Origin of the sequence: Mesorhizobium sp. M7A.F.Ca.CA.002.15.2.1, assembly GCF_003998715.1 — a bacterium.
GTDB lineage: Bacteria > Pseudomonadota > Alphaproteobacteria > Rhizobiales > Rhizobiaceae > Mesorhizobium > Mesorhizobium ciceri.
The window spans coordinates 1-22939 of the sequence record NZ_RZPI01000017.1; the positions used below are offsets into that span (position 1 = coordinate 1).

General features: G+C 61.2%; 26 protein-coding genes and 1 pseudogene. 13 read left to right on the top strand and 14 right to left on the bottom strand.

The features are described from left to right. Positions 1–787 (top strand): annotated as a pseudogene (locus ENZ74_RS02310) (hypothetical protein); the annotation flags it as partial. A 10-nt stretch (positions 788–797) separates the two neighbouring features. Here ENZ74_RS02310 and ENZ74_RS02315 read toward each other — a convergent pair. The 9 genes from ENZ74_RS02315 to ENZ74_RS02355 form a co-directional block, all read right to left on the bottom strand. After that, a complete protein-coding gene (locus tag ENZ74_RS02315) occupies positions 798–983 on the bottom strand; it encodes a hypothetical protein (protein WP_013533200.1) in 186 nt (61 codons plus the stop codon). A gap of 93 nt (positions 984–1076) precedes the next feature. After that, entirely contained in the window at positions 1077–2123 is a 1047-nt protein-coding gene (locus ENZ74_RS02320) for a UDP-glucuronic acid decarboxylase family protein (RefSeq protein WP_013533199.1), read from the bottom strand. A 23-nt stretch (positions 2124–2146) separates the two neighbouring features. Next, positions 2147–3250, bottom strand: a complete 1104-nt coding sequence (locus tag ENZ74_RS02325) for a glycosyltransferase (protein WP_063170153.1) — start codon at positions 3248–3250, stop codon at positions 2147–2149. Further along, positions 3247–4341, bottom strand: a complete 1095-nt coding sequence (locus tag ENZ74_RS02330; RefSeq protein ID WP_013533197.1) for a glycosyltransferase — start codon at positions 4339–4341, stop codon at positions 3247–3249. The genes ENZ74_RS02325 and ENZ74_RS02330 overlap by 4 nt, the downstream gene beginning before the upstream one ends. Further along, positions 4338–5468 carry a glycosyltransferase gene (locus ENZ74_RS02335; RefSeq protein WP_063170154.1) on the bottom strand — a complete coding sequence of 377 codons (1131 nt, stop codon included), beginning with the start codon at positions 5466–5468 and terminating at the stop codon, positions 4338–4340. Before ENZ74_RS02335 ends, ENZ74_RS02330 begins: the two co-directional genes overlap by 4 nt. A 2-nt stretch (positions 5469–5470) precedes the next feature. Then, entirely contained in the window at positions 5471–6571 is a 1101-nt protein-coding gene (locus ENZ74_RS02340) for a glycosyltransferase family 4 protein (RefSeq protein WP_127312654.1), read from the bottom strand. Continuing rightward, positions 6556–7848, bottom strand: a complete 1293-nt coding sequence (locus tag ENZ74_RS02345; protein WP_063170156.1) for a TIGR04295 family B12-binding domain-containing radical SAM protein — start codon at positions 7846–7848, stop codon at positions 6556–6558. Before ENZ74_RS02345 ends, ENZ74_RS02340 begins: the two co-directional genes overlap by 16 nt. Continuing rightward, positions 7845–8918 carry an NAD-dependent epimerase/dehydratase family protein gene (locus ENZ74_RS02350; RefSeq protein WP_063170157.1) on the bottom strand — a complete coding sequence of 358 codons (1074 nt, stop codon included), beginning with the start codon at positions 8916–8918 and terminating at the stop codon, positions 7845–7847. Before ENZ74_RS02350 ends, ENZ74_RS02345 begins: the two co-directional genes overlap by 4 nt. Next, the gene (locus ENZ74_RS02355) at positions 8915–10021 is read right to left on the bottom strand and encodes an SDR family NAD(P)-dependent oxidoreductase (protein WP_024502367.1); all 1107 of its coding nucleotides are present in this window, start codon (positions 10019–10021) and stop codon (positions 8915–8917) included. The genes ENZ74_RS02350 and ENZ74_RS02355 overlap by 4 nt, the downstream gene beginning before the upstream one ends. Before the next feature lie 205 nt (positions 10022–10226). Here ENZ74_RS02355 and ENZ74_RS02360 point away from each other — a divergent pair, with 205 nt between their 5' ends. Then, a complete protein-coding gene (locus ENZ74_RS02360) occupies positions 10227–10499 on the top strand; it encodes a hypothetical protein (protein WP_063170158.1) in 273 nt (90 codons plus the stop codon). 102 nt (positions 10500–10601) lie between these two features. Here ENZ74_RS02360 and ENZ74_RS02365 read toward each other — a convergent pair whose 3' ends face one another. Next, positions 10602–11258, bottom strand: coding sequence for a response regulator (locus tag ENZ74_RS02365; RefSeq protein ID WP_082826656.1), 657 nt, complete (start codon positions 11256–11258; stop codon positions 10602–10604). A gap of 271 nt (positions 11259–11529) precedes the next feature. Between ENZ74_RS02365 and ENZ74_RS02370 the strand changes: the two genes are divergently transcribed. Both ENZ74_RS02370 and ENZ74_RS02375 read left to right on the top strand, forming a co-directional pair. Beyond that, on the top strand, positions 11530–14640 hold the full coding sequence (locus ENZ74_RS02370; RefSeq protein WP_063170159.1) for a CheR family methyltransferase: 3111 nt from the start codon (positions 11530–11532) through the stop codon (positions 14638–14640). Next, positions 14637–15017: a response regulator gene (locus tag ENZ74_RS02375; RefSeq protein ID WP_063170160.1), complete on the top strand. Its 381-nt coding sequence runs from the start codon at positions 14637–14639 to the stop codon at positions 15015–15017. The genes ENZ74_RS02370 and ENZ74_RS02375 overlap by 4 nt, the downstream gene beginning before the upstream one ends. 422 nt (positions 15018–15439) lie before the next feature. On the opposite strand, the gene ENZ74_RS02380 is transcribed toward ENZ74_RS02375, so the two are convergent. Continuing rightward, on the bottom strand, positions 15440–16618 hold the full coding sequence (locus tag ENZ74_RS02380; protein WP_063170161.1) for a zinc-dependent alcohol dehydrogenase: 1179 nt from the start codon (positions 16616–16618) through the stop codon (positions 15440–15442). Between the two features lie 698 nt (positions 16619–17316). Here ENZ74_RS02380 and ENZ74_RS02390 point away from each other — a divergent pair. From ENZ74_RS02390 to ENZ74_RS02430, 9 genes are all read left to right on the top strand, one after another. Next, positions 17317–17583 (top strand): hypothetical protein, encoded by a 267-nt coding sequence (locus ENZ74_RS02390; protein WP_063170162.1) that lies wholly within the window; start codon positions 17317–17319, stop codon positions 17581–17583. Continuing rightward, a complete protein-coding gene (locus ENZ74_RS02395) occupies positions 17580–17798 on the top strand; it encodes a hypothetical protein (RefSeq protein ID WP_063170163.1) in 219 nt (72 codons plus the stop codon). The genes ENZ74_RS02390 and ENZ74_RS02395 overlap by 4 nt, the downstream gene beginning before the upstream one ends. A 4-nt stretch (positions 17799–17802) precedes the next feature. After that, a complete protein-coding gene (locus tag ENZ74_RS02400) occupies positions 17803–18018 on the top strand; it encodes a hypothetical protein (RefSeq protein ID WP_127312655.1) in 216 nt (71 codons plus the stop codon). A gap of 47 nt (positions 18019–18065) precedes the next feature. Further along, positions 18066–18668: a hypothetical protein gene (locus ENZ74_RS02405; RefSeq protein WP_063170165.1), complete on the top strand. Its 603-nt coding sequence runs from the start codon at positions 18066–18068 to the stop codon at positions 18666–18668. A gap of 126 nt (positions 18669–18794) precedes the next feature. After that, positions 18795–19022, top strand: coding sequence for a hypothetical protein (locus ENZ74_RS02410; protein WP_063170474.1), 228 nt, complete (start codon positions 18795–18797; stop codon positions 19020–19022). 324 nt (positions 19023–19346) lie between these two features. Next, positions 19347–19883, top strand: a complete 537-nt coding sequence (locus ENZ74_RS02415) for a hypothetical protein (protein ID WP_245441275.1) — start codon at positions 19347–19349, stop codon at positions 19881–19883. Continuing rightward, positions 19880–21100 (top strand): divalent metal cation transporter, encoded by a 1221-nt coding sequence (locus ENZ74_RS02420; RefSeq protein WP_063170167.1) that lies wholly within the window; start codon positions 19880–19882, stop codon positions 21098–21100. Before ENZ74_RS02415 ends, ENZ74_RS02420 begins: the two co-directional genes overlap by 4 nt. Positions 21101–21132: 32 nt before the next feature. Beyond that, positions 21133–21459, top strand: a complete 327-nt coding sequence (locus ENZ74_RS02425) for a hypothetical protein (protein WP_335916772.1) — start codon at positions 21133–21135, stop codon at positions 21457–21459. Further along, complete coding sequence (locus tag ENZ74_RS02430) at positions 21459–21794, top strand: hypothetical protein (protein ID WP_244506918.1); 336 nt, start codon at positions 21459–21461, stop codon at positions 21792–21794. Before ENZ74_RS02425 ends, ENZ74_RS02430 begins: the two co-directional genes overlap by 1 nt. A gap of 30 nt (positions 21795–21824) precedes the next feature. Here ENZ74_RS02430 and ENZ74_RS02435 read toward each other — a convergent pair whose 3' ends face one another. From ENZ74_RS02435 to ENZ74_RS02445, 3 genes are all read right to left on the bottom strand, one after another. Next, positions 21825–22151 (bottom strand): hypothetical protein, encoded by a 327-nt coding sequence (locus tag ENZ74_RS02435; protein ID WP_063170168.1) that lies wholly within the window; start codon positions 22149–22151, stop codon positions 21825–21827. A gap of 90 nt (positions 22152–22241) precedes the next feature. After that, positions 22242–22496, bottom strand: coding sequence for a DUF982 domain-containing protein (locus ENZ74_RS02440; protein ID WP_013533177.1), 255 nt, complete (start codon positions 22494–22496; stop codon positions 22242–22244). A gap of 152 nt (positions 22497–22648) precedes the next feature. After that, complete coding sequence (locus tag ENZ74_RS02445) at positions 22649–22801, bottom strand: acetyltransferase (protein ID WP_127218677.1); 153 nt, start codon at positions 22799–22801, stop codon at positions 22649–22651. Positions 22802–22939: the final 138 nt, after the last annotated feature.

Sequence of the window (22939 nt, forward strand, 5' to 3'; positions counted from 1 at the left end):
ACGCGGTACCGAGCGGCGTAAATTCCTGGCGTCCGCAGGGCGTGACCGCTGGCTCGTCAAATTCGCCGGCCTCGGCGAAACCGGACTCCGCAAGAAACGAGCCGCGGCGATGTTGCATGAAGCCGGGTTCGGATCGCAAGTTGTCGCGCTTTGCCATGGCTTTCTGGTTGAACGGTGGATTGATGGCAGCACGATGGATCAGGCGCCGCTGCCCAGGGAAAAACTGATCGCGGAGCTCACAAACTACCTGACCTGGCGTGCGCTCAATCTTCGAACTTGCGAACCGGGTGCATCATTGCTTGCTCTCGCGGAGATGGCTGTTTCCAATGCGTCGGAAGCCTTGGACGAGAAACGCGCAGCGACGTTGCGCGGTTGGCTCTCGAAACCGACCTCCGCGCATGTGCTGCAGCGCGTTGAAATCGACGGAAAGCTTCAACCGTGGGAGTTTCTCGTTCGTGCAGATGGCACGGTGCTCAAGACAGATGCTGTTGACCACTGCCGGGCACATGATTTGATCGGCTGCCAACCGATCGAGTGGGACATTGCCGGCGCCCGCGTCGAGTATGGACTGTCCGACAGCGATGTGAGGACCTTGGTCGAGGGAATGGAACTTGCCATCGACCATGACCACATCGGCTTTTTCGAACCATGCTATTTGGCATTCCAACTCGGGCTCTGGAGCACGGCTGCGCAATCCGAGGACGGCGGGGAAAAAACAAGGTTGGCCGAGATGGCAGACCGATATAGGATGCCGCTGATACGGTTCCTGGACGAATGCCGGATATGATCGTTTCCGATCAGTCCAGCCTTCGCAGCATGTCTGCTTCCTGCTCGAGAATAGTGGCCACTTCCTCGCGCTGCAGATGCGTCATCATCAGGCTGACGCAGCACTCGAGATAGGTAATCGAGGCGCGCCGCAGATAGGCAGCGGTCTCGCGTTCGGCCATCTGGTCGATATCCCTCGAGGGGCGCTTGGGTTGCATGAGGGTGATCCTCCATATCGGGTCCTTCTGCCAAACCACAAGCCTGGGCGGATGTTCCGCACGATCTCGGGAAAGGTTCGGCGCCATCTCGCATCACGCCGGAAGGTTCTGCAGCCCTCCGGGTGCGGGCCTCGCTCTTTTGGCAAAGCCCGTCATCTGATCGCCGATGCGGCTGCCTTCGAGAGCTGCGAAATAATCGATCGTCAGCTTGAGCCCTTCGTTGAGGGGCACCTTCGGCGTCCAGCCGAGCAGCGCTTTTGCACGCGAAATATCGGGCTGCCTGCGCCGAGGATCGTCTTGCGGCAGCGGTAGAAATCTCAGATCCGATTTGGTACCCGTCATCGCCTTCACCAACGCAGCCAGTCGCACGATGGTGAATTCTCCGGGATTGCCCAGATTGACCGGCTTGCCTGGATTGGGATCGATATCCATCAGGCGCCTCAATCCATCGATCTGATCGGAGACATAGCAGAAGGATCGCGTCTGCAAGCCGTCGCCGAAGATCGTCAGGGGACGTTTCTCGAGCGCCTGCATGATCAGGTTCGAGACGATGCGGCCGTCCGCCGGATCCATTCTCGGACCGTAGGTGTTGAAGATGCGCGCGACGCGCACGTCGGCTTTGCCGGCTCTCAGATAGTCGAAGCAAAGCGTTTCGGCGGTGCGTTTGCCCTCGTCGTAGCAGGCGCGCGGACCGGTGCAGTTCACGTGGCCGACATAATCCTCCCTCTGGGGATGCTGTTCCGGATCGCCATACACTTCGCTCGTCGAGGCCTGTAGCAGCCGCGCGTCATATCGGACAGCGAGTTCGAGCAGGTTGAGCGTTCCAATCACGCAGGTTCGCGTGGTGTGGATAGGGTCGGCCTGGTAACGCGGCGGCGAGGCAGCGCATGCCAGGTTGAAGATACGCTCCACGGGCTCGCCGAGATCCAATGGCCGGCAGATATCCTGCTCGATCAACCGGAAACCCGGATGGTCCATGATCGAGATGATGTTCTCCATGCGCCCAGTCAGAAAATTGTCGGCGCAGATCACGCGCCAGCCGTTGCGGAGCAATGTTTCGCAAAGATGCGAACCGAGGAATCCCGCACCGCCGGCAACAAGCACTGCCTTTGCCCTTCGCGCGTTTCGTGTTTGTCGCATCGCCGTTTTCTCCTGTCTGCTGGTCATGCTGCGCTTCCGATGTCGAAATCGAGGGCCGCCGCCCTTGGCTGTGTCAACGCCGCCACGAATTCGCGGGCCCTGGCCGCACCGGTGTGGGATGCGAGGACGCGTTCGCGGGCCCGGCGGGCCATGGCGAGGCGTGTGCGCTCGGACTCGCCGAACAGGATCTCGACGACATCGTCCGTTTCCCCGGCGGTGTGGATCGCCGATGCAGGAAAGAAGCTGTCGAGCCCTGGCCAGCGATCGCTGATGATGGGCGTGCCGCAAGCAGCCGCTTCGAACAGGCGCACACTGGGCGACCATCCGGCAGCTATCATGGAACTGCGTGTGACGTTCAGCGTGTAACGCTGACGGCTGTAGAACGCGGCATGATCGGCGGGCGGCAGATGTTCGATACGTTCAACATTGTCCGGCCAGATGATGTCGGATGGGTATTGCGAGCCGGCCACGACGAAACGCCGGTCCGGCATATGCCGTGCGGGCTCGAGCAGCAGCGCATTCAGCATTGTCTGCCGGTCGGCACTGTAGGTGCCGAGATAGCCGAGATCCCAGCGGATCGGATCGCCAGTCCGGTGGTGCCGTTCCGGGTCGACCGAGCAGTAGAGCGGCTCGGCGCGGCGCGCGCCGAAGTCCTCCACCAGACGGCCAAGCATCGGCCCGCCGGTGAACGAGAAGTAGACGTCGAAGTAAGGAATCTGCCGCCAGCTCAGATAATCGCAATCGTCGGCTGAAAGCTGCGCCACGGTCACCGGCGTGTCGATGTCGTAAAAGCAGAAGCGCCCTTTGCAAAGTGAAGCGACGATGTCGATGACCACGCGCCCTTCCGGCACGAACGAGCCGATGACGACGATGTCGGCCTGCTCCAGGCACCGGGCGTAGTCGCGTTGTAACTCCGCGGTGGTTTCGTAGTAGCGCAAGGCGCAGAAATCCGGATCGCGCAGATCGCGGTGGTTTGCGTACCACGGCACCTCGCGCTCCAGAAAGGTCACGCGGTGGCCGAGTTCGTGCAGACCTTTCAGCAGGCCTCGAAACGTCGTGGCGTGGCCGTTTCCCCAGGATGAGGACAGCGACAGGCCAAGAAAGACGATGTCCAATTGCTTGGTCATTCCGCTGCCTCCACGGTCCCCTGCTCGAAGTGACGTTTGAAGACTGCATCGGCCACGTCCGCCCGCAACGCGTAGGTGTGATCGGCCAGCACGCGGCAAAGTGCGGCCTGGCCGATTGCCTTTGCCCGACTGGAGGTCAGCGAGCACATGATCTCGGCGACATCGCCGCCGTCGCGCGCCACCAGGATCTCCTCGCCTGGTTTCAGGAACAGTTCCACGCCCAGCCACGCATCGGTGATGAGGCAGGCGCCGGCGCCGGCCGCCTCGAAGACACGCGTGGCCGGTGAAAAACCGTTTACGGCCATGCTGTCGCGGCTGATGTTCAGAACCGCCTTGGGTGTGACGTTGAAGGCATTGTGATCGCGGGTGCCGACGTGACCGAGCCAGCCGACATTGGCGGGAAGCGGCTTGTCCCCCCAGCCCGATCCACCGAGGAGAAAACGCTGTTTCGGCAGCTGGCATGCGGGATCGAGGAAAAACGCTTCGACCCGTGCCTCACGATCCGGCAGCCTGTTGCCAAGGAACGCCAGATCGCAAGCGAAACGCGCATTGCTGGTGACCGGATAATGCGTTTGGGGATCGAGCGCATTGTAGATCGGCACGCATTCGTTCGCCCCCATGGCACGGTAGGCCCATACCACGGGGTCGCCGCCTCCATAGGTCAGCACAAGGTCGATTTCTTGCAGGGCGCTATGGAGCGGATGGTCCGGTTCGTCGCGCAACTGGGCAAGGGTTGCCGGAGCGTCCACGTCCCAGAATACCACCAGCGCGTCGCTGCGGGCGTGGTCGAGAACGGCGCGCAGCAGCGCCTCGTCCTCGAAACCGACGCCACTCGCCTTGACGACGATGTCGGCGCTGGCGGCACGTGCCGCGACCTGCATCAGCGCGTGCTGGGTCGCTTCATAAACGACGACAGTGCACCAGTCAGGCGCCTCGATGTCGCGATTCTTCTGCCGGTCGTAGACGTCGGGTTCATAGAAGGTGATTTCGTAGCCCAATTGGGAAAGCGCCTTCAGCAACCCGCGATAGTAAGTCGCGGCACCGTTCCAGTAGGACGACAAAAGACTCGATCCGTAGAATGCCATCTTCATGCGGCGGCTTCCTTTGCGGTGGTGTTGTTGATGGTATGTTCGGTCGTGCATGCCGTGAGCACGCGGAACAGCTCGTCAACGCGGTGCTGGCAGGTATGCCGGGAGCGAATGGTCTCGAGGCCCGAAGTCACCAGGGAAGCCGCGAAATCCGCATCGGCCAATACCGCCCGCAAGTGTTGCCGCATCTGAGAGCCGTTCTCCGCAAACAGGAAGTCGACGCCGGGCCTGAACAACTGCTCGACATCGGACCAGGGTGCTGAAATCAGCGGAATGCCGCAGGCGAGCGCCTCGAACATCCGGATCGTCGGAATTCCAGGCAATCCCTCACGATAGGGGCGCCGTGGGATGTGAACGGTGACACGATGCGCGGCGAACGCCTTCGGCACATCGGCATTGGCGATCCACCCATCATAGCGCAGTCCGGCGGCGGCCAGGTCCGCAAGTGCGGGCTTGGGATAGCGTACGCCGTGAACAGTGGCCTCGAGACCGAGATCGTGTACTGGCTCGATCAGAAATTCCTTGAGTTCGGCAGTCCGCTCATCGTCGCCCCAGTTTCCAATCCAGACCAGATCGGACATGGGATGGATCTCTGGGTGCGGCTTGAACAGGCGATCGTCCGCGGCTTCATGCCAGGTGAAGACGCGCTTGCCCCAGCCGGCGCGCAGATAGCTCTCGCGCAAGGTCTCGCCAAAGGCGAGGACGCCGTCATAGTGCTCCAACCGTAGCGCCGAGATTGCCTCGGTCGCCGATACGGCCCGGTGATGGGTGTCATGAAACAGAAGGATGAAGTTGCCGCCAGCGGCCCGGGCACGGCCGATGCGTGCGACAAGCTCCGGATCCGTCCACTCATGAACGATCACAACGTCGGCCTCGGCGATCCAGGCCTCGTGATCGAACCCGGCATTGTAGGTCACCGGCATCAACTCTGGGAAATCCTTGCGGAAGCGTTCGATGGCGAAGGATCCCTTCTCGGCCAACAGGTTCGAACGGCTCCAGCCGTCGGACGGCTCCAGCGCGACTGCCTGGTGCTGGCGCGCGATCAGATCCCGCATGATACCGCGCAGGAAATGGGCATTGCCGTGGTTCCAGTCGGATAGGACCGAGTGGGTGTAGAACAAAAAGCGCATGGTCAACGCCCCGCCATAGCCAGGGCCGCCTTGTCGTAGACGCCTCGCATGGCTGCCGCTTGCCTGGCCAGTGTAAACCGGCGGCTCCGTCGCATCGCTGCCTGGCCGAGCTCTCGCCTGAGTTCGGCATCGCTGGAAAGACGATTGAGGCCGGCAGCGAGGTCGTGCGGATTGCGCGCGTCAAAGAACATCGCAGCCCCGTCCCATAGTTCGCGATAGGTTGCGATGTCGGAAAGCACCAGGGGCGTCGCCGACATGGCAGCTTCCAGCGCGGCCAGACCGAATGGCTCATAGATCGACGGCGACACGAAAATGCCGGCGCGCGCCATCAAGGAGCGCACCTCGTGAGACGGCAGTGCTCCCAGAGGAACAGCATAGCTGAAGCTGGTACGCCCGCCGTTCGGACAGTGCATCGAACCGGCGGCAAAGACGGGCCATCGCGTCAGCGACGCGGCCTGGTCGATCACCGCCGCATTCTTCCCCTCGTCCCACCAGCGGGCAGCGGCGAAGACGAGCGGTTGGCGCTTTTCGGCCTTCGGCACCGGACTGGCACTATTTCCCACCACACTCAGACGCGCGATCGGGCCGTAGCAGGTCTCAAGCATGTCGGCGTGGCTGCGGCTCGGCACGATGACTGCGTCGGCCCGATTGAAGCCACGCCTGTTGCGCTCCTTCTGCCAGGCCCACGCGCCATCCACTGCCTGTTTCCTGACGGCGTGGAACCATGTCGTCACGCAGGAATGGGAGACCGCCACGGCTGGGCACGGCGCATCGAATCCCGCCGCCTGCGTCGGCGCGTTGAAATGGACTAGGTCGATGGCGTGGTCGCGCATGGGCGCAAGCAATTCTCGCGGTAGCGCATCCAGGTCGCCGCCGTTGTGGGTCATCCAATCCGGCGGCGTGTTCAACCAGATCAGCGTGGTGAAAGCCTCTGCCTCCGCAGCCTGCTGCCTCGTCGGCTGGGGACCGAGCCCGGCAAGCACCACGCTGTCGCCGCCGTTCACAAGTTCCCTTGCCAGATCAAGCGCATAGCGCCATACGCCGCCCACGGCATCGACGGTCATCAGGATGCGCCACGAGCGCGGCGTCAGTGTCCGCAACATGTCGCCTCCAGTTCCGCCAGCGGCCGGGGCCGCTTCTCCTGGATGTCACTGAATTTCTGGAAGGATGCGAGATAGTGGTCATGGGCGCGCTCCCAGGCAAGGTCGTCGGGTTCGCCCCAAAGCTCGCGATAGCTGGGCGAACTCGGATACGGATAAAGCGGAACAGGTTCATTGGCCCATACGCCGTGGTCGATCAGGTGGGTTCGCCAGCGCTCGACCAGGGCGGGATCATCCTCGACCACGCCGATCAGATTGGCTTGAACGAATGGAACGTGACGTCTAGCATCGACGAGCAGCGCGGCAAGTTCCTCGGTGCCCAGCCGGCAGCGCTTGGCCAGCATCGCCCGGCCTTCAACCGTCAGGCTTTCGAGCCCTGCTTCAATGGAGACGCAGCCTGCGGCGCCCAGCAATTCCAGCAGCTCGGGCTTCCACAGATCGATGCGGGTCTGCACGCCGAATTTCACATTGCGATCGACCAAGGCTTCCAGCAACGCTTTTTGCGGCAGGAAGATTTCGTCGATGAAGTAGATGTAGCCGACACCTTGGGCAATCAGCCGATCGATCTCCGCGACCACCGCTTCGTGGTTTCGACGGCGATAGGCATCACGGAAATCGATCTTGGCGCAGAAGCTGCAATTGTAGGGACAGCCGCGCGATGCCTCGACTTCCGCGCCGAACCCGACCTGATTGTCATCGAACCTGTGATGGTGGTGCGAATGGGCTGCGATCCAGTCCGCAGGCCATTCGAGGGGTGGATGATCGACAAACGAGCTGGCGTGGACGCCGCCGTTCGAAACCACCCTGGCATCCCGCAGATAAGCGGTTGAGGGCACTGCGCTCCAATCGTCGCGCCGGGCAAGTTGCTCGACGACTTCTTCGCATTCGCCGCGCACGACGATGTCGACGCCGAGCTTGCGCAAGGTTGGCGCCGGCGTGGCCGAGCCGTGCGGGCCGACGGCGACCGTGCGTCCACCGCGCCCGGCGAGAAGGTTGAGGAAATCGGCCGGCACGCGCAATTCCGGCGGTGCGCAGCGCCAGAACAGATAGGTCGGCGCGGTACTGACGACAGTCATTGCCGGGGCGAAATCGGCCACCCGCTCGCAAAGACCGGAATTGTCGAGCTTCTGCAACTGACCATCCAGCATCAGCACCTCATGTCCGGCGGCTTCGAGCAGGGCCTTCGAATAGCCGAGTTCCAGCGGCAGATGTGGTTGGCGGCAGCCGAAATAGATGCTGTCGTCGTAGGTCCAGAATGGGTTTACCAGAGCGATTTTCATGCGACGTACCTCACGGCTTCGGGGTGAGGCTCGAGCCGGTGGCGCTGCAGCCAGTCGGCTAGGTCGCGGACGCCTTCGCGCCATGAAACCTGGGCCATCCAGCCAAGCGCGGTTTTGATCTTGCGGGTGTCGGCGACGAAGAAGGGCTGGTCGCCGGTGCGTTCGCCATCATGGCGGATTGAAAGCTCATGGCCGGTCAGGCCACGGATCTCGCTCAACAGCGTGCGCAGGCTGAGCGCATTTTCCGGGCCGCCGCCAAGATTGAATGCCTGGCCTTTGGTCGTCTCGATGTGGTCGAGTACGGCCCTGTAGGCGGCGACGGCATCGGAAACATGTAGGATATCGCGCACTTGCCTGCCGTCACCGTAAATGGTGATGGGGCGTCCCGTCAGCGCGCTGAGCAGGAAGTGCGCGACCCAGCCCTGGTCCTCGGTTCCGAACTGGCGCGGTCCATAGATGCAGCTCATCCGCAGCACCGCCGTCGGCATGCCGTAGGATTTGGCGTAGTCGAGCACATACTGGTCCGCCGCGCCCTTGGAGCAACCGTAGGGCGTGCAGAAGTCCAGGCCCCGAGCCTCATCGATGCCGTTCGCCTGGATGACGCTGTCGCAAGGCACATAGCGGTCGCCGTCCTCGCGGACCGCGACGTCGGGCAGGCTGCCATAGACCTTGTTGGTGCTGGCGAAGACAACAGGAATACACTCACCGCTCAGTCGCGCCGCCTCCAGTACGTTGAATGTTCCGCGAAGGTTGATGTCGAAATCCTCGCCCGGCTGGACCAGGCTTGTGGTGACGGCGGTTTGCGCGGCCAGATGGAAAATTGCCTTTGAACCCGTCAGAGCCGGCGCCAAGGCGTTGGCGTCCCGCACGTCGATGGTCTCCACCGTGAGGCGACTGGCGTGTTTTTGCGCCAGCCATTCAAGGTTCTGCTGGACGCCCGGACGGCTGAGATTGTCGATCACCAGCACCGGTTCGCCATCCGACAACAGGCTGTCGGCGAGGTTCGATCCTATGAAGCCGCTGCCGCCGACGATGGCGACCGGCGCGTCGCTTCGATTGCGTGTGTTCATGACACCAGCCCGCGTTCTTCGAGCTCGCGTTTCATGTCGGCGCCGCGGTCGACGGCGGACGTGTTACGCACCCAGGAAACGAAATCGCCGAGCGAATTCTCCAGTTGCCGCACCGGCTCGAAACCGAGCAGCTCACGGGCCTTGGAAATATCGGCGAAGCAGTTGCGGATATCGCCGGAGCGCGCTTTGCCGAGCAGTTCGGGCGAGCGGTTCGGTGTCCCCATGGCCTCGGCCAGCAATCGTGCGACTTCGCTGATCGCGTAGGCTCGGCCGCTGCCGATGTTGATGACATGACCCTTTGCCTGGCGTTGCTGCAGTGCAAGGCGAAAGGCGCGGGCGACGTCATGCACATGGACGAAATCGCGCTTCTGTTCGCCATCCTCGAAGATCATTGGCCGTTGGCCGTTGGCGAGACGCGAAGCGAAGTTGGCCAGCACGCCGGTATAGGGGTTCGACAATGCCTGGCCGGCGCCGAAGACATTGAACAGGCGCAACGCGACAGCATCGATGCCATAGGCTTCGCCGAAGATCAGCACAGCGCGTTCTTGTGCGTATTTTGTCAGCGCATAGATTGAGGCGAGATCGACCGGCTTTTCTTCGTCCGTCGGCAGCGGCGAGAGGGGGGCTCCCTCTGGCGACAGCGGATTCCATTGCCCGCTTTTGATGTCGCTCGCCTTGCGCCGGGCATTGTCGATGCGCCGGCCGTCTGGCGTTGCATAGAGCCCTTCGCCATAGACGCTCATCGACGAGGCGACGACGATCCGTTCGACCGGGTGCTTGATCAGTGCTTCAAGTAGCGTTGCGGTGCCGAGATCATTGGCGCCGACATAGCGCGCGATCTCGTACATCGATTGTCCGACGCCGACTTCCGCCGCCAGATGAATGACCGCGTCAACACCTTCCAGCGCACTGGCGACCGCCTCCCGGTCTCGGACATCACCTTTGATCAGTTCGGTCCCGGCGGGAAGCGCGACGGCTTCGCCCGCATGCACCTGCTCCAGCAGCGCATCGAGGATGCGAACCGAATAATCCTGCTCGACGAGTTCCTGTGCGACATGCCGGCCGATGAAGCCGCAGCCTCCTGTAACCAATATGCGTTTCACGACGACTCCTCAGACAAGTAACCTCGGCGCCCCGAACTTTTCGGCAAAAGGTTTGTTCCCTTGCTTCAACAAAGTTCCTTTGGCGGACTTCGTTGGGCCGGCATCGCGATCACGGCGCGGTGCTGGAACATTGACGCCCTTGTGCTGTTAGGACGCCCGACAGCCCGCGTGTCCCATGGAGCAACGCCGATCAAAGGAGATTTCAATGTCTCAGTCGCAAACGACCACCGACCACGACGAAATTCGCAAGTGGGCCGAGGAGCGGGACGGCCGGCCGGCAGTGGTACGCACAAAAGGCGAGGGCGGCATCCTGCGGATCGACTTCGGTGAGCCTGAGGAAGCATTCGAGCCCATCGAATGGGACGAGTTCTTCCGGATATTCGACGAGAACGATCTGGCCTTTCTGTATCAGGCCAAGACTGGGGAGGGGAAAGCCAGCCGTTTCAACAAATTCGTCGAGCGCGATCAGAAGGGCTGATGACGCAAGCCAAGCGGCTGATCTGTACGGCCCAGTTGTCGAGATGTGGTCAACAATGACGGCCCCGCGGCTTAGCACTTCAGCCTGAGAGGGAGGGTAAAATTAATGCATCAGGTTTGCGCCGCGGGTTTTCGCCATCTCTCGCATGATGCCGTTGAGCCAGTTTTCAGTGGATTGACCAGGCTGTCTGCGGTCGACATCCCGGATCGCTTGCTCGAGCGTCCTCTCGACGAGCCGATCCGATGCGTCGACGTCTCCCAGCAAAAGGCGCGCCGCAAGTCGCAGTTTGGGCAAAAGCGCGAAGACGTCGTCGGACGGGTCCGGTCCGGGGGGCGCCCGCCCCGATTCCTGCGGGGGAAAGAGTGCGTTGAACACCGCCTGGCTGCCCGAGGATTTCCGCAGATTGCTGGCATAGCGGAGATGGTCGGGAATGGCGATGTCGTCATCGCCACTGAAGAACACGAAGGGGACACCCCGGCGCATCAACTCATCGGCGATTGGAAACACGCGTCGGCCATTGAGATTGACGTCGAGGATTGCAGCTTCGGCCGTCCCGGTGTGTTTGGAAGCCTGTTCGACGGTTGCAGCGGGACCAAGGATTATGGCGCCCATATTGCTGAAAAACCGCGCAAGATCTCCCGCCATCGTCCATTCGTCTTCAACTATCAGAATATGCAGCCCCCGCAGGTCGCGCACGTCGTCATCCTTTCTTGCAACGGAGGTTAGAATGCAGAGGATTTGCTTTCCGAATTCTGTCATCCAAGGCCGCCTGCAACCGCTTCGCAAGCATCAGCATGCGATCCGGGACGGGCCCCGCATCGGAATCTGCTAGCGATCCAGGCGCCCCTGACACCACTGGCGCTCGGAGTTTTATGTCAGCAGAGCGTTTCGTCATTGAACCACCATTGATATCGGGTTCAACGTCATCCCTGACGTCTTGTTCCATACCTCTTGCGCGCTATATGGTTGTGTCCTGTTCGATCCGGCCTTGAGGAGACTTCATGTCGGGTCGGCGAAAGGGGGACATGCCGTGACTGCCCGATCGACTAGATTTCCCATCGTTGGCATCGGCGCGTCCGCGGGTGGCATTCCCGCGATGGAAGGCTTGTTCAAAGGCGTTACCAGCCAGCCCGGCATGGCGTTCATCATCATCACGCATCTCAGCCCGAAGCGAGAAAGTCTGTTGCATGAAGTTGTCAGCCGCTACACCGAGATGCCTGTCGTTGTGGCCGAGGATGGCATAGCTGTTGTACCTGACCACGTCTACGTGATGCCACAAAACGTCACTCTGGCGATCGCCAACGGTGTGCTGCGCCTGCGGCGGCCCAACGGGCTTACCCAAGAGCGCAAACCCGTCGACATCTTCTTTAGTGCGCTCGCTGAAGACCAGGGCGAATATGCCGTGGGCGTCATTCTGTCGGGCGGTGATTCCGATGGAACGCTGGGCGCCAAGGCGATCAAGGAGCGGGGTGGCCTCACTGTCGCGCAAGCGCACGACGGCTACGGGCCGCGCAATCCCGATATGCCACAGAGCGCTATTGCCAGCGGGCTCGTCGACGTCGCTGTGCCCGCCGAGGAGATCGGGGCGAAGCTGGAGGCTTTCGCCCGCGGCTTCGACACGCTGGAAGGGCTGGCGGAAGAAGATGGCGACCATACGGCCGACATCGATAAGGTGCGAGAACAGATATACGCCATTCTGCGCAGCCACTCCGGCCACGACTTCTCGGGCTACAAGACCAAGACATTTCTGCGCCGCGTGAAGCGACGCATGCAGATCGCCCAGGTCCATTCCATCAGCGCCTATATAGACTGGCTGAAGAAAGATGCTCGCGAGGTGATGAACCTTTTTCGCGATCTGCTGATCAATGTCACCAACTTCTTTCGCGACCCCGATGCCTTCGAGTTGCTCGAGCGAAAGATCATACCGCAGTTGTTCGAAGGCAAGACCGCCAGCGACACCGTCAGGGTCTGGGTTCCCGGATGCGCCACGGGCGAGGAGGTGTTCTCTATCGGCATCCTGCTGCGCGAACACATGGAGAAGCTTACGGTCGTTCCGCGCGTCCAGATATTTGCCACCGACATCGACGAGCCTGCGCTGGCGGTGGCCCGGGCGGCACGCTATCCCGAAGCCTTGCTGCAAGGGCTTTCACCCGAACGCCGACAGCGGTTCTTCAACGGCGACGGAGAGAGCTATGTCATTAGCAACGAGATACGGGAACTGTGCATCTTCTCGCCGCACAGCGTCATTCGCGATCCGCCTTTCTCGCGCATGGATCTGGTCTCCTGCCGCAATCTGCTGATCTATTTCGGCCCGAGCATCCAGAGCCGTGTCATCCCTGTCTTTCACTATGCATTGAAGCCCGGCGGTTACCTGTTCCTCGGCACCTCCGAAAGCGTTGGGCAGCACGACAATCTGTTTGCCACTGTCGACAAGAAACATCGTCTCTTCCAGGCGCGCGAGCATGCCTCGCCGCATATCAGGCTGCCCGCCTTGATCGGTGAGAGCCGTTCCGGCGTCTTTCCCTCTGAAAGCGCCGGCTTAAGGAAGGGAGCCGCCGGTTATCCGCTGCGCCAGGCTGTCGAGGCGCAGGTGCTGGAGCGCTTCGCTCCGCCGCATGTCCTGGTCAACGCCGAGGGCGATGTCGTCTATTATTCGGCCAGGACCGGCAGATATCTCGAAGCGCCGCAAGGGATTCCCAGCCGGCAGTTGCTGACGATGGCTAGGCGTGGGCTGCGACTGGACCTCCGCGCCGCGTTGCGGGAAGCGACGACGACGCGCCGCACAGTGGTGCGGGAAAACCTCATCGTAGAGGAAGACGACGAACGGGTCCAGCCGATCAAGCTCACGATCGAACCGCTCACCGAACGTGGCAATGGCGAGCCGCTTTATCTCGTCCTGTTCGAACCGTCGGGGCCGACCCAGGCCCGCTCAGAGGAAGACGGCGGCGGCCGTGACAGTGACAGCACCGCCGATCTCGAGCGGGAGCTGCGCGACACCAGGGAGCGCCTGCAATCGACGATCGAGGAATACGAGACCGCGCTGGAGGAGGTCAAATCGTCGAACGAGGAACTCGTCTCCGTCAATGAGGAGGCGCAGTCCACCAATGAGGAACTCGAAGCCTCGAAGGAGGAGATGCAGTCGCTCAACGAGGAGCTCAACACGATCAACGCCGAGTTGACGGCCAAGATAGAGGAGCTCGACCACGTCAACGGCGATCTGCGCAACCTGTTCGAAAGCACCGACATCGCGACCATTTTCCTCGACCGCAGCCTTGTGGTCCGTACCTTCACGCCGGCGGCGTCATCCTTCTTCAGCCTGCGTCCCTCCGATGTCGGCCGGCCGCTGACGGATCTGTCTAGCCAGCTCGACTACCCCGAGCTGAAGCAGCACATCGACAAGGTTTTCGAGACAGGCGAGATCCTGAATCACCATCTGGCACGCGATGCCAGGGGCCTGTTCCACATGGTCCGCATCAATCCCTATCGCGACAAGGGCAACAGGATCCAGGGCGTGGTGGTGACACTTGTCGATGTCACCACTCTGGCACAGGCGGAAGAGCATCAGCAGGTGCTCATCTCTGAACTCAACCACCGGGTCAAGAATATGCTTGCGGTGATCGCCAGCATTGCAAGCCGCACGCGGGAAAGTTCTGATACGAAGGAGGAGTTCGCGGATGCGCTGATCGGTCGCCTGCATGCCATGTCGCGGGCCTACGGCCTGCTGACCCGGGAGAGATGGAAGGAAGCCTCGGTCAGGGAACTGCTCCAGCAGGAGCTCGAACCATTCGGCATCGAGCGGATCGAACTCGATGGCGAGGATGTCAAACTAGGTCCGCAACAGGGGCTTTCCCTCAGCATGGCCATTCATGAACTGGCCACCAACGCGGCCAAGTACGGCGCTTTGTCAAAAACCGACGGCAAGGTCAGTGTGCAATGGTCGATCGAGGAGGACAGTTTCACATTTGGCTGGCGCGAAAAGGACGGCCCTGTTGTCAAGGCGCCCTTGGACAATGGTTTTGGCCTGACACTGCTGCAGGGAGAAATTGGTTACAGGCTCGGCGGCCATGTCGAGACCGCGTTCCACAAGGACGGCCTCAGCGTCCAGATCGCGTTTCCAGCAAACCACAAGGAGGCGCCGTGAGCGACGACAGGCCGCGCGTTCTGGTGGTCGAGGACGAATGGCTGATCGCCGAAGACGTCGCGTCTCGCCTGCGTGCGGCGGGTTATCCCGTGATCGGCCCGGTCTCGTCGGTCGCCGCGGCTCGTCAACTTATCGATGCAGGCAAAGTCGACGTGGCGCTGCTCGACATTCAATTGAACGGTGAAACGAGTCTGCCCGTAGCCGAAACATTGCTGGCTCGCGGCGTCCCCTTCGCCTTCATGACCGGATTTGGGCCGCGTGATGTTCCCCAACCCTTCCGAAGCTGCAAATTCGTGCCAAAGCCGGCAGGCGACGCTGCCCTTCTCAACACCCTGGCCGACCTGGCATTGCTTCGTCCCGACACGCACTCGTCGTGATTTCAACAGCCGGTTTCGATCAGTCCAGGGGCTTGTCCGTCGGCCGAGGCGTGGTGCTCGCCTGACGCGGCCGCCCGGCGTTGCGATTGGCAACCGGATTGTCAAGCGGCGCGGTCGACGGCCGGGATGTGCCTGCGGTTTTCGGCGTCTCCGGCTTGCCACCGGCATCCGTGTCACTGGCGTCCCGTCTCGGGTGCGGCAGACCATCGGCGTTCGGAGACCGGACGCTGGGTTTCGATGTGGAACTCTCATTGCTCATGGCAGCACCTTTCTTTGCATCGGGTGGGGCACGGTAGTCCCGCCGCTGTGAAGTCTGCAGGTCAAACCGTCGCCGCGATCGAAGGTTCCAGGTGCCAACGGGTCCATTGCGATCCACGGCCGCCGACTTACTCAGGGCAGACCTGGTGCGAGAGCCCGACACCTCAACCATGCGGCCGCATCACCACCTTGATGCAGCCATCCTGCTTGTCACGGAACGTCTTGTAGAGATCCGGCCCGGCTCCGAGATCCGCCCGGTGCGTGATCACGAAGGAGGGATCGATGTCGCCCTTCTGGACTATGTCCAGGAGCGGTTCGAGGTAACGCTGAGTATGGGTCTGACCCATCCGGAAGGTCAGGCCCTTGTTCATGGCGGCGCCGAACGGAATATGATCGACGAGACCGATATAGACGCCGGGCACCGAGATGGTGCCGCCTTTGCGGCAGGAGTAGATTGCTTCGCGCAGTACATGCGGCCTGTCGGTGCCGAGGTAGACGGCGGCCTTGACCTTGTCGAGCATGGCGTCGGCACTGGCGCCGGGATCCGACTCGGTACCGACACAGTCGATGCAGCGATCAGGACCGCGGCCATCGGTCATCGCCATCAAGGCGTCGTAAATATCGGAGTTGCTGAAGTCGAGCGTCTCGGCCTTGCCGTGCTCGCGAGCCATCGCCAGCCGCTCCGGCACCTTGTCTATGGCAATAACGCGGCCGGCGCCGAGCATCCATGCGCTTTGGATGGCGAACTGGCCGACCGGACCGCAGCCCCAGATAGCGACGGTATCGCCTGGCTCGATGCCGGCATTTTCAGCCGCCATGTAGCCAGTCGGGAAGATGTCTGAGAGGAACAGCACCTGTTCGTCGTCCATTCCTTCGGGCACCTTTATCGGACCGACATCGGCGAAAGGGACTCGCAGATATTCGGCTTGCCCTCCCCAATAGCCGCCGACCAGATGCGAATAGCCGAACAGGCCCGCCGGGGATTGTCCCATCACTTCGGCGGCCTGTTTGGCATTGGGATTGGACCTGTCGCAAAGCGAGAACAGCCCCTTCTGGCAAAACCAGCATTCGCCGCATGAGATGTTGAACGGCACCACGATGCGGTCACCCTTCCTGAATTTCGAATGGCCGCGGCCGACTTCCACGACCTCGCCCATGGTCTCGTGTCCAAGCACGTCGCCCGATTCCATGGTCGGCATATATCCGTTCATCAGATGCAGGTCCGAGCCGCATATGGCGCAGCAGATGACCTTGATGATGACGTCGCGATCATCCTCTATAGCGGGATCAGCCACCTGGTCGCATCGGATGTCGCCTTTGCCGTGCCATGTGAGCGCTTTCATGAGGTTGCTCCTTGTTGGAAGAAGGTTGGAAGGCAAATCGTGTAAAAGGCACCGTCTGAGCGTCTGCAGCAATCCGTCGATATACAGGTCAACACATAGGAGTTGCTGCCGTGATGCCCGATTGTTCAGTCTTTGGATGCGGAACCCGGCTCGGCCATCTTGCGGTGCTGTTCAGCCAGCGTGCCTGCCGGCATCACATGCGCCGCGGCGACCTGCAGCTTGTTCTCCAACTGCTGATGACTTGTTCCTCGCCGGCCATCTCGCCTCGTAACCGGCTATGACTACATCGGTGGGATTGTCCTTCTCATCGGTGCCGACCTTGCCCTCACCACGGCCAACTTTTCATTCGTCATAACGTCCTCCGAATTTCGCTTCGGCCGAACCACCATCGAGGCTGATTGTTCCGTACGGATAGGATTGAATGGGCGGCTTTATGCCGGCCATGAAAAGCGATTTTGTTCTGGGCACATTCGACTGTGAACAACTCATGATGGCGGTGGAACAACTCAAGTTTGTGCGAGTTCGGTAGCCGTGCAGCGTCATCGCTCCCCTTGTTTGATGCTGCACGGTCGGGTTCCCTCAGCCTGATCAGCCCGCGCGCCCTCGCGGCAGCGCGGGCTTTCTATGGGCAGGGCGCCATGTTTTAAATCTTTGGAACAACGTACCCGTTCAGCAGTTCGGCGTGCAGGAGGAACAAAATGCAATTCGCGGAAGAAATCGCGCTCAGGCGCGTAAAGATGCTGGTCGAACAATATGTTGTCGCCAGGAGCAGGAGATATGATTTCGTCTCGACCGAACTCGCCTGTAAGGCCATCCGCCAGGTCGTACGAAGCCCGATCGAGGACGCCGAACTGGACCATCTGCTGGCCAGAAGCGCCGTCAAACAAGGGCTGTCGGTGCGGTTCGACCGGATAGGTCATTGGCAGGCGGCTTCGCCCGAACTCAGCCAGGAGAAATCAGCATGAGGGCAGTGCTTTTGATGTCGGCCGCATTGCTCGCCTTGGCGGCGTGTAATGACAATGCCGATCCAGCCAAGTCCAAGACGGATACCACGAACAGCCAACCGGTCGACAAGAATCCCACGACGGACACCAACCCGACACCGCAGACCAGCACCGGCGGCGATCAGCAAGGTACGCAGCCAGCCCAGCCTGCATCTCCCAAGCCAAGTGGCGGCTAGGCCTATGGAGCGACGCAACTCGATAATCTCGCTGGTGATAGCCGCAGTCATCATTGTCGGTTTCGTCGTCGGCTTTTTCTACATTGATATGGGCTGGCAGACCTCGCCGCTGAAACGCGCGCCTGAACAGAACCAGGGTGGCAACGCCCCGGCGGATACCTCACCAGCCGCGGGCGTCCAGAAGAATCCCAAGGAAAACACCGAAATGCCTGGGCAGTGATCGACAGCTCGTCTCTGAGTAGACCTCGAACCAAGCCAGACGCGTTTATGCTGTCAGGTCCCACCGTGCTGATCCTTATGTACTTTCTGCTTCCCGTCTGGCTTGTCGCTGGCTTTGCAGACTGGCTTTGCCACCGCGCCTCACATATCGAGTCGACCACGGGCGCCAAGGAATCCTTGATCCATCTTCTGATGTTCGCCGAAGTAGGCGTGCCGTTGCTGGCAGCCATGTTCCTCGAGGTGAATGCCTTGGTCATCGCTGTCATGATCGTCACCTTCTTCATCCACGAGGCGACGGCGATGTGGGATGTACGCTATGCAACCACGGCGCGCAGGGTAACGCCGATCGAACAGCATGTGCACAGCTTTCTGGAAATGATCCCGCTGATGGGCCTGGTCAGCGTCGTCTCCCTCCATTGGACGCAGTTTCTTGCGTTGTTCGGGGCGGGGCCGGAAACCGCGCGCTTCGATATCGTCTGGAAATCGCAGCAGTTGCCACTGATCTATATCGTCTGCGTGATGGCCGTGATCGTACTTTTCGAGTTGCTTCCGTATGTGGAGGAATTCGTCAGGGGCTTACGGGCCAATGCCGGGAGGCTGATCCCGCCGAAAGCCAGGCGACGCGACCCGGGCCACACGACGTTGCGGTGATGGGGCGGTCTGAAACGATGCTTCCTTGACCACAAGTACTCAGCGGTCTGAGCGCCGTCTCGCGCGGAACATCTCTGCCGGACTGGTCATTAACAGAACGGGAGAGGACAGACATGGAGCGTGATGATGAGCATCCTTTCCGACCTCGACAAAAAGCTGACGGACAACATGTATGAACATGCCAGCGAACTCACGGATGCGGTGGCGGACCTGCCGCCGGAACTCGTTGAAAGCGTCGACCGGCTAATGCCTTTCATCCAGCCCGAAGCGCGCGAGACGGTGAGAAATCAGGTTTTCGGCCTGATCCACGAATACAGGATCGTGGCCCCTCGCAGCCCGGCCGATCAGGATTGACCTACCCGTTCTGGTCTATCGCGTGAGGCGCGGGTTGGCTGCCGCCATCGTTGCTTGCTCTATGGCCGCCGAACCACAGCCAAGCCGCGACGATCACGACTGCCACGATCACTATCCAGGATATGAGACGAGGCATTGCGGGATTCTCCGTGCCAGCAGTCCATTCACGTCGACGTGATGATCAGGACGGAATTGAAGTCGGCTCCGCCGCCTCCTTGTGCTCCTAATTCCGCACGCGATCCTTTGTTCCGCTTGAGTTGCGGTGGCCGGCTGAGATCTGTCGCGTCCACATGCCCTGCAGCCGCCCCGCCGGATGGGCTTTCGTTGACGCGCCCGCTGAACGCTCTAGGTCAATTCAAGCCGACCACCGCTCGTTCGGCACTAGGGGAGACTATTCTTGTGGCGCACCAAACGCCGAATTTGATCCTCAGCGGCCGTCATTTCCGGCTGGATTGTTTGTGCTTGCTGTTGCTGTTGTGCGTGTCGGCGGGATGCTCGTCTTCCGACGAGATCGAGCAGCAATCACGAACAGCGGCTTCCGCGGCACAGACCGCATCGATGTTGCTCGACGCTTGGATGGGCGGCGCGGCGCCGACCGCATACACGGTGGACACGCTGCAATCGATCGCCAAGACGCTCGTAGATACGGGGGCGCAAATCCGGTCCGCCGAAACCAGTGAACCCACCGAGCAAGCTTCTCTGACAAAAGCAGTCAATGATTTGTCGGTCGCGGTGACGCGTGCCGAGGCCGGACTGCAGGCAGATGACCGGCTGGAAGTCCAAGACGCGCAACAGGATTTACGGCTGGCGTCGCGTGCGCTCGCTGCCGCCTACGCCAAGTATTTCGCGCCGAAGCCATGAAAAAGCTCATGGAAATATCCCTCGGCGTCGTCACCAGCGTCGGCGGCTTCCTCGAAGTTGGGTCCATGGCGACGGCGGCGCAGGCAGGCGCGATGTTTGGCTTCCAGTTGATCTGGGCGGTGGTGCTTGGCACCGTCTGCATCATCTTCCTTGTCGAAATGTCCGGCCGGTTCGCGGCCGTGAGCCATCACACGATCTCCGACGGCATCCGCGAAAGGTTCGGTTTCAACGTCTTTCTATGGCCGTTGCTTGCCGCCTTGCTGGTCAATTTCCTGGTGCTGTCCGCCGAGATCGGCGGCGTTGCCATTGCGCTCGAACTTGCCACGGGCATAGGCTTCCAGTGGTGGGCACTGCCGGTGGCTTTGCTGGCGTGGCTGCTGCTCTGGAAAGGCACGTTCGGCGTCATCGAGAAGGGCGTGTCGTTTCTCGGTCTGGTGACGCTGTGTTTCGTCGTCGGAGCGGTGATGCTGAGACCTGATTGGACGGCAGTCGCAAGGGGCGCCGTGCCTTCGCTGCCGGTCCACGATGCCGCCAATTACTGGTTCATGGCGGTCAGCATTCTGGGCGCCTCGATATCGCCCTACCTGTTCATGTTCTATTCCTCGGGGGCCATCGAGGACCGGTGGGACAAAAGCTATCTCGGCGCCAATCGGGCCATAGCGGGGTTGGGCATGACCTTCGGGGGCACCATCTCGATCGGCGTGTTGATCGTGGCCGCTCTCGTGCTCGCCACGCATGGCGTCACCCAGGTGGACGACTATCACCAACTGCCGTTGATGCTGATCCCCATATTCGGCTTCTGGGGCTTCGTGCTGTTTGTTGCTTCTCTCGCCATCGCCTGCTTCGGCGCTGCGCTCGAGGTCGGGTTGCAACAGGCCTATCTTGTGGCCCAAGGGTTCGGCTGGAATTGGGGCGAGGATCGCAAGCCGCGCGACGATCCGGGTTTCAGCGCCATCTACACGATATCATTACTGTTGGCGGCTATTCCCATCGCGCTTGGTCTTGACCCGCTGAGGCTCACCATCTTTTCCATGGCGCTGACGGCTGCCAGCCTTCCGCTGACCGTCGTTCCGTTCCTGTTTCTGCTGAACGACAAACGTTATGTCGGCGAGCATCGCAACGGCATTTTGTCAAATGCCGCCGTCATCTTCATCATCGCGCTTGGCTTCGTACTGGCGGTGGTGACCATCCCGCTGCAGATATTCGGAGGCACATGATGAAGTTGCTGCGTGATCTCCTGGACAAGCAGGTGGTCGACCGCGAGCAGGTCAAGGTCGGTAAGGTCGACGGTTTGGTGGCGCAGTTGCGGCCTGGCAAGCCGCCTCGGATCATTGCCATCGAGCTCGGCTCCATCACCCTGGCGCGTCGCCTCGGCGCACGGCCCGGGCGCTGGATGGCGCGGCTCGCGGTCAAGCTGGGCGGCACGCAGCATGGCGAACCTCATCGGATCGCTTGGCGCAAGGTGAAAGATATCGGCATCGATATCGAGTTCGACATCGATGTGCGAGAAACGTCGATCTTCGCCTGGCAGGACTGGTTGCGCGACCATATCATCGGGCGCATTCCGGGAGCTTGATGATGATTACGGTCAATCTCGAGCATCTGGCGGGGCGGCGCGTACTCTCGCAGCGCGGCAAGAATGTCGGTTATATCGAGGAGATCCGCGCCGAACGGGATGGTGACGATTTCGTCGTCACCGAATTCCACGTCGGGGTCTACGCTGCTTTCGAGCGTCTTTCGGCCTCGGCCATAGGCGTGGCGGTGCTGGATCTTTTCCGATTACGCCGCCGCGACGGTCTATACCGCATTCCTTGGGACAAGCTCGACATCTCCGATCCCGCGCGACCGCGGCTGCTGTGCCCAATGACTGAACTCTCAGGCATGAAGGACGCGCCGGACCTCCAGGAATAGGTCGTGGGTGCTGCATCGTCGGGATTAGTCTCAGCGCAGCATGCTTGCCGCCAGGAAGACCACGGCTGCTGTCAAAACGACAGCTGCAATCACCAACACCGGCCAGTTGCCGCCAGGCCGCAGTTCCGGCTCGCCTTCGACCGGACGCATGGCATTGGCAAAGCTGGCATCGTTTTCGAATTTTGGACGAGTGCGCGGCGGACTTGTCTCAGCGACCGGATTTTGTGTGTCCGCGGCCTCTGCGTCTGTCTCAAGCGGGGCAATGGCGGGATCGAACCCCGGCGTCTTGTCGTGCGTTGCTCCTGCCTGAACTTCGCCTCTGGCCGCGGCAGCCGTGAGACCTGTAACCTTAGCCATAATCTCTCCCCTTCGAACCGATCTCGGCAGTATCGCACTTGCAGGCGCCGGCGGAACCAAGCTTGCATGCGCTGAGGCGACCCACCACGGTCAGACTTGCTCGCTCAGCAGAATCCTGGCGTCCTTGGCCGCAACGATGAACGCCTGTCGTGCCGCCCTTGTCGGCTTTTCGCCTCGCATGACGGCAAGGCACGCTCTGATCGCGGCAAGACGCCTCTCGGATGTCGGCTTTGGCCAGTCCCGCAGCAGCACTTCGGCTGCGTCCGACACCGAAACCACAACCCTGTCGCGGTCTATCCGGCCAGGTTGAATGACAATCGGCTTTCTGAAATGTCCAGTACGCACATGCCTCTCCAGCGGGATGCACTCTATTCGACACGCCGCTGCAAGACTGCGCGTCGCGACGCGCTTTAACTCCGCAACCGTCGATTTGTTCCAGAGCACCTGGCGTTTGAAACAACTAGCCGTTGGCCGTCCGTGCGCGCCCGTCCCAAGACTTACAACAGGTCCTTGCGAAGGAAGATGCGTGCGTGCCCTGGAATTCCGAATTCGACTTTGCCGAATTCCTCGAACCCATGCTGCATGTAGAATAGCGGCGCCTGGAAACTGCTTGTCTCGACCACGGCTTTTTTGCAGCCACGCTGGTTCATGGTGCCGGCGTTCCTGTCGCCTGTCACTTCTCCACATTTTCCGTCGATGTGGCAGATCTCACGCGAGATAGTCCGGCAGCCTCATGCGTGGATCGTGGTGCTGCCGGGCCTGCAGGCATGTCGTCTGGGTATCGGAAC